The 11,956-nt window shown below is 39.2% G+C and carries 10 protein-coding genes; 6 read left to right on the top strand and 4 right to left on the bottom strand.

The genetic code is table 11. The features are described 5' to 3' along the window. Positions 1 to 76: 76 nt before the first annotated feature. On the bottom strand, positions 77 to 1,495 hold the full coding sequence (mobQ, locus tag HEP82_RS13240) for a MobQ family relaxase (RefSeq protein ID WP_192458512.1): 1,419 nt from the start codon (positions 1,493 to 1,495) through the stop codon (positions 77 to 79). Between the two features lie 938 nt (positions 1,496 to 2,433). Between mobQ and HEP82_RS13235 the strand changes: the two genes are divergently transcribed. Together HEP82_RS13235 and HEP82_RS13230 are read left to right on the top strand one after the other, a co-directional pair. Beyond that, positions 2,434 to 2,688 (top strand): hypothetical protein, encoded by a 255-nt coding sequence (locus HEP82_RS13235; RefSeq protein WP_192458511.1) that lies wholly within the window; start codon positions 2,434 to 2,436, stop codon positions 2,686 to 2,688. Next, a complete protein-coding gene (locus HEP82_RS13230; protein WP_192458510.1) occupies positions 2,685 to 2,969 on the top strand; it encodes a conjugal transfer protein TraD in 285 nt (94 codons plus the stop codon). The genes HEP82_RS13235 and HEP82_RS13230 overlap by 4 nt, the downstream gene beginning before the upstream one ends. Before the next feature lie 135 nt (positions 2,970 to 3,104). Here HEP82_RS13230 and HEP82_RS13225 read toward each other — a convergent pair whose 3' ends face one another. After that, positions 3,105 to 4,016: a hypothetical protein gene (locus HEP82_RS13225; RefSeq protein WP_192458509.1), complete on the bottom strand. Its 912-nt coding sequence runs from the start codon at positions 4,014 to 4,016 to the stop codon at positions 3,105 to 3,107. A gap of 226 nt (positions 4,017 to 4,242) precedes the next feature. On the opposite strand from HEP82_RS13225, the gene HEP82_RS13220 reads away from it, so the two are divergent. From HEP82_RS13220 to HEP82_RS13210, 3 genes are all read left to right on the top strand, one after another. Next, positions 4,243 to 5,769: a shufflon system plasmid conjugative transfer pilus tip adhesin PilV gene (locus tag HEP82_RS13220; RefSeq protein WP_192458508.1), complete on the top strand. Its 1,527-nt coding sequence runs from the start codon at positions 4,243 to 4,245 to the stop codon at positions 5,767 to 5,769. A gap of 99 nt (positions 5,770 to 5,868) precedes the next feature. Further along, positions 5,869 to 6,387 carry a type 4 pilus major pilin gene (locus HEP82_RS13215; protein ID WP_192458507.1) on the top strand — a complete coding sequence of 173 codons (519 nt, stop codon included), beginning with the start codon at positions 5,869 to 5,871 and terminating at the stop codon, positions 6,385 to 6,387. A 12-nt stretch (positions 6,388 to 6,399) separates the two neighbouring features. Further along, positions 6,400 to 7,497: a type II secretion system protein gene (locus tag HEP82_RS13210; RefSeq protein WP_192458506.1), complete on the top strand. Its 1,098-nt coding sequence runs from the start codon at positions 6,400 to 6,402 to the stop codon at positions 7,495 to 7,497. 548 nt (positions 7,498 to 8,045) lie between these two features. On the opposite strand, the gene HEP82_RS13205 is transcribed toward HEP82_RS13210, so the two are convergent. Continuing rightward, entirely contained in the window at positions 8,046 to 8,702 is a 657-nt protein-coding gene (locus tag HEP82_RS13205; protein WP_192458505.1) for an NAD(P)-dependent oxidoreductase, read from the bottom strand. A 283-nt stretch (positions 8,703 to 8,985) separates the two neighbouring features. On the opposite strand from HEP82_RS13205, the gene HEP82_RS13200 reads away from it, so the two are divergent. Further along, complete coding sequence (locus tag HEP82_RS13200) at positions 8,986 to 10,350, top strand: DHA2 family efflux MFS transporter permease subunit (RefSeq protein WP_225622459.1); 1,365 nt, start codon at positions 8,986 to 8,988, stop codon at positions 10,348 to 10,350. Between the two features lie 193 nt (positions 10,351 to 10,543). Here the strand turns inward: HEP82_RS13200 and HEP82_RS13195 are convergent, their stop codons facing one another. Further along, positions 10,544 to 11,830, bottom strand: coding sequence for a tyrosine-type recombinase/integrase (locus HEP82_RS13195; protein ID WP_192458504.1), 1,287 nt, complete (start codon positions 11,828 to 11,830; stop codon positions 10,544 to 10,546). Positions 11,831 to 11,956: the final 126 nt, after the last annotated feature.

Below are 11,956 nucleotides of genomic sequence, written 5' to 3'. Positions count from 1 at the left end.
AGTATTTAGCATATGATATGGTTTCTTTTTATTTTTTCAGATGAATATATCTTATCTAAAATTATATAATTATCGGTTACCTATCTTTATGGGGAGTATATGGTTTTAATTTAGGTACTGACGATTTTCTATCAGCCACGAGCGAAGGCATGTAGTCAAGATCATCATCAGGCTGTACTGGCTTAACCGGACGACTTGGAAAACGCCTGATCTCCTCCTTGGTAGGCTTGTAATCATCACTGTTGAACCTTGAGCGTCTTTCATGTTCAGCGCGTGGAACATAGATCCCCAGCACCTCGTCAAACACGTAGTTTTCAGCAATACGCTTGTCGTGATCAATATCAGGAGCAACGGACTTCTTTCTGGCCCAGACAAATTTCTCTCTTATGTATTCCACTACCAGCAAAGTGAAACGCTTGAACACACCACTCTGACGAGGTTTAACCTGCCTTCTCTTACTTTTGACTGGAGCGCGTTTAATCGTACTGGCAGTTGAAGAAAGTGGGGTTTTCAATTTGGTGCGTGTATGAGGCGCAGGGGCAACCAGAACAGGCTTTTGGTCTTCTGATGATGCTGACTGCGAACCTGTTTCAGAGAACTCTGTTCGAAGTTGTATCTCAGGTAAGACGATTTCAACAGGTTCAGGAAGCTGCGACATGGTAAAGCTTCTGAGGTCAACAACGATCTGAAGATCCAACTTTTTGAAGACACTATATGTAGCCTGTGCTTCCTGTTTCATCTCATCGCGTACAGCCTGTTCAGCAGCACGTTTTTCCTGAACGCTTCGACTGTTCCACTTGGCACGATGAACACGTTGCATTGCCGGGCGGCTGGTTGCTGTTGCTTTGGCAAGCCATAGTGCTTTTTCTTCTGCATCCAAGGTAATAGCAACATGTTCGAGTGCTTCATTATGTTGAGCCTCAATAGAACGATGATCAATACGTTTCTCAGTACCTGCGGCTTCAAGATAGCGGTTGGCAATCACAGACCATGATTCACGCCAAAAGATTACGTTTTTCTTGTCATTCCAGCTCCTTTCTTTTTTACCAAAGCCATCAGCGGTGATCGGCTTTAATGTCAACATCACATGCGCATGGGGATTATTACCATCAAGATCGTGGAAAGCGATATCGGCAATCATCCCTTTATCAACGAAATTCTTCTGGCAGTATTCAACGACCAGTTTTATCTTTTCTTCATTATTCAGTTCACAGGGAATAGCCACATCAAAATAACGGGCTGTTTGACCGTCTTTCTGACGCTCAACCCTTTCAACTTCATTCCACAAGGAGCTTGAGTTTTCGACAATATCAGCAGGTGCGGAAACAGGTGCTAATATCAGATGATGGAATAAATCTGTTCTGTGGCTAAAATCGTAGGTATTGCCAGTGCGATCATCTGTTATCTTGCAACGCGCATGGTAAGCAGCCTTCCTACAGGAAGACATGCCCTCCGAGCGTTTCACAATTTTAAACTCCAGATGAAAAATTGCCATATAAAAAATACCCTCAAATATAACTATGCTGCTGTTAGTTTTTCGCAAGAAAAACTCTATGTGTTGATGTTGGTTTTGCTTTTAGCCTGCGGCAGGCAACCGTCGGTAGACCCCACACGCTCACGAAGTGAGTGTATAAGTGGGCATTGTTTTTTCTAACAATGTAAAAACAGCTTACTTAATTAATACGAAATATATGAATACCTGTAAAACCAGAACAGAACAAAACGCCAAATTAAGCGGCGCAATCTAGATGAAAGGGCGAAGTATTATGCGATATTACATCAGTGGAGTTTTGGATGGTGTCCGAAGGACAATGATAGTGTTAATTTATCCCGCCGTAAGGCGGGAAAGCACTCAAACAAGAAAATAGTGGATTTTATCTGTAGTTTTCCATGTTGCACAATTCACAGCTTAAGATGGAAAATCAGAGTGAAAATTAACAGGTAAAATTAAAAATACTAACGAGAAAAATTAAGTAACGTGGTGAGTATTAGACAAAACAGTGAGTGATTACTATCGCATAGTGTTGCTTAATTTAATTTTCCGCCATAATTTTTGCAATTTCGTTCAACTGGTCAGACCGCCATGCCTTAATGGCATGAATATTATGGGACAGTTAGCCGCTCACATATAAGCGCTTAACCCACTTAATCGCTCATTTGTGAGTGGTTAAGTTAATTATATAGTGGCTAATAACTAAACTTGCCAACATGGGTGATATAAGTTAAATAAAATGGAACGTGAAAAAGGAGAATAACATGAAACTTGGTGAGTTGGATGAAACAGCATTAATTTTAATTGGCATTAATGCTGTGATATGGGCTATTAATATCAGTCTTGTGAGCTTGTATTTTATAAAATAAAATGAGCTTCCTATATTGATAATTATTCAAAATATGGTAAAGGATAATGAACAACAAACACAAGGAGGTTTAATGTATAAAAATAACGATGAAGCCATTGATTGGGAAGCCAAAAAACTTCTTGATGAAGGTGTTTATACCGATACAGAACAAGCCTATTTAGAAGCAGAAAAACGAGTGAATCAGATAAGGGAGAAATTCAGAGAGCATCAGGTTAAACAGCAATTTAAATTGAAGATAAAATCAATCAAGAAAAAACTGAATAATGATGACTATGTGAGTATCCCTTATAATAAAAATAGAAAACATTGGGAGAATGACATATGACAACAAAAACAATCAAACAACAAATTGCTTCAGCACAGGAACGCCTTTACTTCTTAGAAGCCAAAAAGAAACAACAAACAAAAAAAGAAAATACCCGTCAGAAAATTATTTTCGGTGCAGAGGTTGCCAAAGTCTTAGGATGTGATATTGGTTATGTAGATAAGGAATTAGTCTTTGGGGTTTTACTTAACATACACAATCTTCATGAGAGTGATGTTAAGGTTTATAGAGCACAAGGCCAATACTATATCGAAAATGTTTTAAATAAGTCCAAGACCTAATCATGTTTTTCACGTCCGAACGGTGAACCGGCCTAAAACTTGCTTTTAGGTCGGTGAGCTGTTGAGCAAGCCCCAGAGGGCGCGGTAGTAAATTGGATACAAATGAAAAATTTTTTATCCCCCTATTAAGCTTTATTACAATGCTGAGAGATTCAGGTAGAAGCTTTTCCACAACGTAAATAACGAAACTTGTAGTGTTATGGTGCTGAGCCTTAACAAATAGATCATCTTTTCTACTGGTTTCATTCTAGAAAGTGATTGGCTAAACGATTGTATCAGAGCACTTTCATTAAACACTAAACGATAACGTTTATTCTCTATATTATAAAGATTACAGAAGAGATGAAGTGCGCGGGGACTGTTCCAGTATTCTTTTAGCTCTGTGTAGGAGAAAATGAATCTAACAGGGTGAGAAAAATTTGAAAACTCTTCTTTATACAACAATATGAGGTTATAACCTCGCTCGGTATTTTCATTATTCGTTTTGTGTGATTTGGTCCATGAACCCTTTCCATCGATTGAAAAATAGCCATCATAAGTTTCTTGAATTCGCTCAGGATATGAATGTGGCAAAGTTTTGTATGCGGGTTTTGTAATTTCTTTCAAATACTCTTCTTCAAAGATACGAACATATTTACCCGGCATATATTGTCCTTTTTCGTTAATCTGGCGATAAGATTCGATGTTATCAATTAAGAATAGAGTGAGCACTTTAGTTTTCTGGTCATTGAGGCAAATTTCTTGCTCAAGGTGTTTATGGATCGCACATCGGATAACATATCGTTGAATAAGCATAGGAACAACTTCCTCAATGATTTCATTTGCTTTTATGTAGTAAAAATCTGAGGAAGAGTCTTGCGTCAGCGATTCATCTTTACCATTGCCGATGTTAAAAACTATTTTATCATTATCATATATTTTACAGGTGAAACTCATATTAGGTTCATGTAGCAGGCTTAATATATGGATTATCTTTTTTGCGGAAATATCGCATTTTTTTAGATTATTCACCAGTGATGTAATTATTCTTTTGGCGTTAAATAACATATCATTTTTTCCTTTTATAATTTGTGTGATAAGTTCATTTACTTTATTGGAATGTTTTTGTCAAAATATACCTATCATTAATAATGAGGTTTTTTTATATTAAATACTTAGCAATACACTACAGAGTTTTTATCTAAAATGTTTAGCGTGAATATCTATCCTCTATTGACCACTTTTTTATTTTTGTTAATTAAATAGTACGTGAAAATAAAAAAGGACGATAAAAATGAAAACAAAAAGCAATAAAGGTTTTTCCTTATTGGAAATAACATTGGTTTTAGGTATTGGAACGGCGATGGCTTTTATGAAGTTTCAGGACATGAAAAGCGATCAGGAAAACATCATGGCGAATACTGTAGGACAGCAGATGAAACAAATGGGGGAGGCGATTAATCGTTACATCAGTATTCGTTTTGACAAGCTTTCAACGCTTTCATCCAGTAGCAGCCAGACCAGCGATCCGGGACCAAGAACCTGTTCGGCTAATGGCTGTGAAATTACCTATCAGACGTTAGTAAATGAAGGGTTGTTGCCTGCGGGACATACCGGTATCAACATGCAAAAGTCTTCTTATAAGATTCTGTTAAAACGCGCTGGCACCACACCTAACTACGTCATTAACGGACTTGTTATTACAACATTGCCTTGGTCAGAAGGGAACCGTATTCGCTATGATTTGTTAGGCAAAGCCATGCAAGCCGCTGGCATTGATAGCGGAATGACGCAATCCGCGTCTGTTGCATCAGGTACGAGTGGTCAATGGACTGAGAACCAAAATAACTATAGTAGAATTAATGCGGCTGGGCTGTTGGCCTACCGTGTCGGATACGATTCCTCCATGTATTCAGTTTACCTACGTCGTGATGGGACACTCCCTATGACAGGGGATCTGAATATGGGAGGTAAGAACATCAACAATGCAAATATGGTTTATGCGCAGAAAGTGAGTTCTACCGATCTCTATGTCAAAAACAGCGCTGTTTTTGATGGCGTCATCAATTCCCTTAACGTGATAAACAGCAACACCATCAGATCAAAAGAGTTTGTCGCAAATACCAATAACACCCGAATGACCATTGGCGGTGGTAGTTCCTCAACTGACACTAACGCGCTGTCAGTCAGATTGGAAGGCGGAAATGCTGACGGGTATATGCTTTTGATGGATGTTAACCCTTTTATCAATGATTCCGTAAAGTTGGATGTTGTAGGCAGCCAAAAAATCCGTGGAGATCTTAAAATTACTGCATCGGGTAATGGTAAAGCGTCAGGGGGTATCTCCGCGTCAGGAAACATAGCAGGAAGGTATATACAACCCACATCAACAGCTATTACTGGTGAAACATGCTCACCCAACGGACTTATCAGCAAGGCGGCAAATGGTTCGCCTGTGTGGTGTGTTGATGGTAAATGGAAGGGCAACGAGGGCAATACGGTCGTTTCATCAGGCAACATTAGCAACAATACAGCGTTTACCTGTAGAAGTGGTGTTTCCGGAAAAATATTGGTTCACGCTTACGTCAATTGGGTTGTCTATTACGCAGTGTATCAAATGACCGCAAATCTCTATGCTGCAGGGGTTCTGGTTGAATCTGATAAAACGGCAGCGTTTGAATACGACCACGGCAGGGCATCCGGTTCAAGCGTGACACTATTCCACACCGTAGAAACTCCTTCGGGCAGTGATTACACATTTTCTGTAGCTGCATCGACTGATAACCTTGTTAAGATAAGTTATTCATGTGTTGGCGTATAATTGAAAACTGTTCACAATAAAATCCTTTTGTTAACCACTTGCTAGAAATGAATAAATTGATTATCTCCTGAGTATAGATTAAAAATTTCAGGAGATATTATGCCATTCAACAAAACAAAAATTTTATGCCTATTAGTTTTCAGTGGTTTTACATCACAGGCATTATCAGTCGATAGTATTTTCAAAGCGCCAATCGGTAGTGTGTATTCATTAGAATACAATACAGCATACATCGGTGCTAACGTCCTAAAACTAACGCTAAGCAATGTATCTGATAAGTCATGTGCGACATTGGCAACGCAATTAGCGGGACAGTATTTTGAAGTATTAATTAACAGTCAATATGTTCCATTAACTCCGCCTGCATCTGGCACCACATGGAACAGAAACACGGTTGTGACGGATAAAACAGCCGCATTATGTAAATCTGGAAAAGATAATACAATTGTAGTTAATCATTTTGTCTATCCGAAAACCTACGCCCTTTACGATTCTGGTGGAGATATTGTTCATTCCTCTGGTGGTTCTGCTGAAAAAGAAAACATCATTAATGTCAGCTATGAAATTTATCGTAAAACCATGCAGACCAGAGAAAACCATCAGCTATCTATCAAATAATAAGGTATAAAAATGAAAAGTAAAAAAGGATATTCAATATTAGAAATTGTTTTAGTTCTTGGGGTTGCTTCGGGCATTGCCTATACCGCATTAAGCTTTTATCGCAATGAAAAGCATGATGCTGCAGTCAGGGAAACCGTCCAACAGATTCGTACCATATTCAATACGTCAGATGCTTATCTGATGAGTGCTAAACCAGATGGAAGCGTTCAGGAAATCTATCCTATCTCAATGCAGATCTTAAAAAACACGTTGGCTTTCCCGCTTAATCTTGGGGAACTGCGTGAAGGTTCAGAGGCAGAAGTCGCGGCAAGCACGGCAATATCGACCTCTGCATCCAAATCTGCCAGTACGTCAGCATCACTGTCTACCAGTAAATCAGCGTCAACATCGGCATCTATGAGTGCCAGTAAGTCTGTGTCTTCGTCTATCTCGAATTCGGTATCAGCATCACAATCTGCGTCAATCAGTGCATCTGTATCGGCTTCCAAGTCAGCATCAAATTCAGTAAGCGTAAGTCAGTCAATTAGCGCTTCAACGAGTAGTAGCATCAGTGCCAGTCAATCAGCATCGATCTCTGCGTCAAAATCTGCCTCAACATCGGCAAGTTTGAGTGCTTCGACCAGCACCAGTATATCGGCGTCAAAATCAGCAAGCACAAGTGCCAGTCTTAGCGCTTCACAATCAGCATCGTTATCTGCCAGCACATCAGCTTCATTATCACTTTCAACCAGTGCCAGTGTTTCATCGAGTATCAGTGCGTCAATATCAGCGTCTGCCGCTGTTATAACGCCACCGGATGGATACTACACGTTAGACCAATTGACCATTTACGTAGCAATGATCGGTAGTGACAGGGCAATGTCTTATGTTGAGTTCCCCAATGGAGACTTTCTTGAACTGCATATCCCTTTTTCTTCGCCAAGTCAGGTTAATAACCGTGTGCTTGATTTTAGTGATAGAGGTAATATTGAAAAATACGGTGTATTAAAACCTGTGGTCACCTATATATCATCATTAAAGTATGTTTCACATAGCCAACTAAAAAGCTGGGCTATAGATCAGTATGGGCTTAGTTGGGTTTATGATCAGAACGATCCGATTTGGTAACATGGGTTTCAAAGGAAATAAAATTAATATTTATTCTTTGAACTTTTACATGTGCTGAAAAAATATTATATCTAATATATGTATTTTGATATATTCACTTTAATAAAGTGTCTTGGTTTTTTGTGTATATGGCGTATATTTCCAGTTCTATGAACTTATTTTTCTCCATACATGTGGATATGTATGATCCTACCCAATGGGTAGTGCATTATTAAGCAGGAGAAGGGTTCGGCAGCTCTTTTCCCGTTTTTTAACACGATTCCCTAATAATATTATACTGCTCAGTTATGAATTTTATTATGTTTTATAAAAATGAGATTTTGATTCAAGGCTGGATTTTCTATAAGTTGGTTTCTGATTTTTATTTATATGATGCATTGGGTTTTTTATAAGTTTTTGAAATTCATTCCACTGTTTTGATTGTTTTAATGTGCTTTAAATTACTTTAATGTGCTTTAAATTACATGTTGTTGATGAAAAATAATCATGAAACTGATCTATTAAAGGACGGTGCTAGTAAAATTTTTTTAATAGCACCATTTTGAATATTAGTAAGCAATACCTATGTGAACTCGATGTCTTGTGGGATTTTCTATTTCATCCAGAATAGCACGAGCATAATCTATACCACTAATAGCTGACTTTCCGTTTTCGTCGAAAAGAGCAACATCATCACCGACACGATAGTATCCAAGATCTTCCCCCGGAGTCCATGAAGAAAATTCAAGAGCTGGAGAAACAAACAGCCAATCTACACCAGTTGAATCTTTCAGTAGATTATTTAGAACATCCATGTTTTCCTTCGCTTCCACAATAATTTCTTCAGGTGTCCCCTCAGGAAATCCCCCTGCCTCAATCATTCGTGGTTCACCTAGAGCTGGCCTCAAGCATGAAAAACCTCCTACTAATATAAGTCGAGCATCATTCGCAGCTGCTTTAATTGCTAAGTTTTCATAGGCTTTAGCGAGAGTGCCAACATTACTACCTCTTGGTGATAGTGCCCCAACAACAACATCAAAACCATTCACCATGATTTCGTTATCTGCAGTGCTGGATATGATGTATTCCACCCCATCTATAGGCTCTTTTGGCTCAGAGCGACTTACTGAGGTAACCAGATGCTGACGCTTAACTGCTTCACGTACAATAGCTGAACCCGCATAACCTGTTCCTCCAATAACAATTATTTTTTTTGCTTTAGTCATGATTTGAACCTTTTTTAAGATATTAATAAATTTGTGATACCTGCCATCTACGATCGATATGTAGTTAAGCTTACGGTTGCGGTTAGTATGATTAATCACTCCTATAACAAACAAGGAGTTTCTGGCGTATCAATAGGTTTACATATAACGCTCTACAGTGCATTTGTATAGTGACTTTTCCGCATATGATAAGGTAAAAGCACATAATGCAAAACTGGACGCATTCCATTTTAGCAAAAAAAACGTTATGCTAAAATCGTCTATTTTTAATATGATTAATATTATGAAAAATACTACAATAAGTGCTTATCTTTGGAAGGTTATTTTTATTGCTGTGATTGGGTCGTTTATTTCACTTCTCAATGCAACTATTGTAAATGTATCTTTGTCAGAATTATCAAATCATTTTTCTAAAAATGTTTCTATAGTTCAATGGGTTTCTACTGGCTATATGATGGCAGTAACACTTGTTATACCATTGTGTGGCTGGTTGGTCGGGAAGTTTGGTATTAAGAAGTTATACATTTATTGCTTTTTGGGTTATGCACTAACCTCGTTTTTTTGCGGCATATCATGGTCTATTGGTTCACTTATTATATTCAGAATCCTTCAGGGATTATTTGGTGGATTAATGGCACCTTTATCTCAGATGATGCTTGCTATAAATTCAGGTACGAATTTAGCAAAGGTTTCAGGTTATGCTGCAGCCACAATAGTGTTAGCACCACTTCTAGGTCCCCTAATAGCAAGTGTTATACTTAGTTACGGTGATTGGCATTGGTTATTTTTTCTAAACATACCAATCAGTTTGATTGGTATGTTTATGGCATTCTTTTCATTAAATGATGATCATTGTGACTATAAGGTTAAAGTATTAGATATATATGGGTTTGTATTTATAACTCTTGGTGTTGCATTATTATTGTTAGGCATAAATTATTTCCCAGTAATAAGTGGGAAAATCGCTTTTTTATCAGGCTTTGTCCTTTTTGTTGTTTTTGTTCATTGGTCAAAGCTAAATAATGAAAATGCATTGATCGATGTATCTTTGTTTAAAAACAAAACCTTTATGATCAGTTCTTTTGTTCAGTTTTTCTTAAATGGAGTTATTTACTCCTGTCAGATTATGTTGCCACTCTTTTTAATAAAAATTATGGGAGAAAGTCCAGAACATTTAGGAGTGATGCTTGCACCATTAGGAGTTGGTATGATCCTTTCATTTATTTTTGTCGCAAAAATAATAAATTTATTAGGAATGAGGAAAACTGCCTTTTATGGGGCATGTATTTCTTGTTTGGGAACTGTGTTATTTTCTATCGAAACTTCATTTTTTGCATTTCACTATAGTATTTCTGTTGCATTAGCTCTTCTGGTTACTGGTGTAGGTCAAGGATTGATTGGAGTGCCATCTACGACATTAGCTTACTTCACAATATCTAAGGATAAACTACCTTCGGCAGCAACTTCTCTAAACATACTACAGCGCTTAGGTGGCCCGGTATTTAGTGCTTTTTGCATACAGTTTCTAAGTACTCAAGAGGCTAGATTATCTAATGATTTGGCTTATTTTTACACATTGTCAATCGTTTCAGTGTTATCAGCGGTTTGTGCACTGGCAACATTATTGTTTCCGAAAGATAATCGATAGACACACCAATACCCTTGAGATTACATCTTACTATCCAGAAAACCAGCCTATCATTACAGCATCAGGTGACGCTGTTCATTACATTCGGGCACAGGTCTTTTCGTGTGGCTTATTTGAAAGCTACATCTTCCGGACCGATACCCGATTCAATTAAGACGCTACCATGTAGTGCTCAAAGTGGTGATCGTACAGATCAGTATCCTTTTGTATTCTGCGAAAACTCAAACGGTCTAACCATCCCGTTGCTGTTAGCATCCAGAAAATCAGCCCACCATTGCAACATGAGGCGGCGTTGTTCAAGATGTTTGGCCTTGTGGGTATAGGCAGCGCGAACGTTGTTCTTTTCCATGTGGCTCATCTGAAGTTCTACCACATCTTCCGGCCAGATCCCCGATTCAATCAAGGCACTACACGCCAGCGTTCGAAAACCATGACCACACAGATCGGTTTTGGTGTCATAGCCCATTTTGCGGAGCGCCTTGTTAATGGTGTTCTCACTCATCGGTTTTATCGCATCATAACAGCCAGTCAGGATAAAGCCGTCATCACCGTTAACGTCATAGGTGAGGTCTTTAAGCTCTTCTAAAATTGCCAGCGCCTGATTGCACAGGGGAACATAATGTTTCCTACGCATTTTGGCACCACGGCCCGAATGTTTGATCCCTTCAATCGCTTCACGCTGTTCAGGGATAACCCACAAGGCACTGTTGAAATCGATCTCTGACCATCGGGCAAAGCGGAGTTCACTGGAACGCACAAAAATCAGCAGATTGAGTTTTATCGCCAATTGGGTCAGCCTGCTACGTCCCCGATAGCCTTCAATGCGTTCCAGTAGGGTAGGTATCTCTTCCAGTTCGATAGCGGGACGGTGTTCCGTCTGTGGCTTCTGAACCGCGCCTTCCAAATCATAGGCAGGATTGAAACGGATCATCTTTTGTTGGACGGCATAACGCATGATGGCAGTGGCGTACTGTTTCACCCGCATGGCGATTTCAAGATAACCCAGCTTTTCTATCTTTTTGATGGGAACCAGCAGATCGCCTGTATCCAGTTCAGCAATGTCCTTGTTACCGATGTCAGAGAACAGGTAGGTTTCGAGTCGTGTCCAAACCGAACGCTGATAATCATCCGACCATGTGGTTTTGGTGGCAAACCAGCTTTTGGCAACCGTTTTGAAAGCGCGGGTATTGTTACGCCTTTCTTGAACGGACTTGTTGTCAGCCTGCTTTTTAGCGCTGGGGTCGATTCCAGCGGCTAACAGCTTTTTCGCTTCATCCCGCCGTTGTCTGGCATCAGCCAGAGAAACAGCAGGATAGACACCAATGGAAAATACCTTCTGTTTCCCTTCAAAGCGATAGCCTAACTGCCAGTATTTTGAACCGTTGGGATGCACCAGTAAGTAGAGGCCGAACCCGTCAGTAAGCTTTACCGCCTTTTCTGACGGCTTAGCATTTTTTACTTTAGTATCAGTAAGTGACATGACGGTTCCCTCCGATTGCTGGTAAAAACGAAATCGAACCAGCTTTACCAGTATTTTTACCAGCAAAAGGGTATGGCTTCGAGTGTTTTTTGGTGAACGAGGGTGAACCTGAAGAAGGGGATAACC

The organism is Musicola keenii (genome assembly GCF_014855505.1).
GTDB lineage: Bacteria > Pseudomonadota > Gammaproteobacteria > Enterobacterales > Enterobacteriaceae > Musicola > Musicola paradisiaca.
Note: the sequence above shows the minus strand (reverse complement) of the source record. Positions and strands in the feature narration are given on the sequence as shown.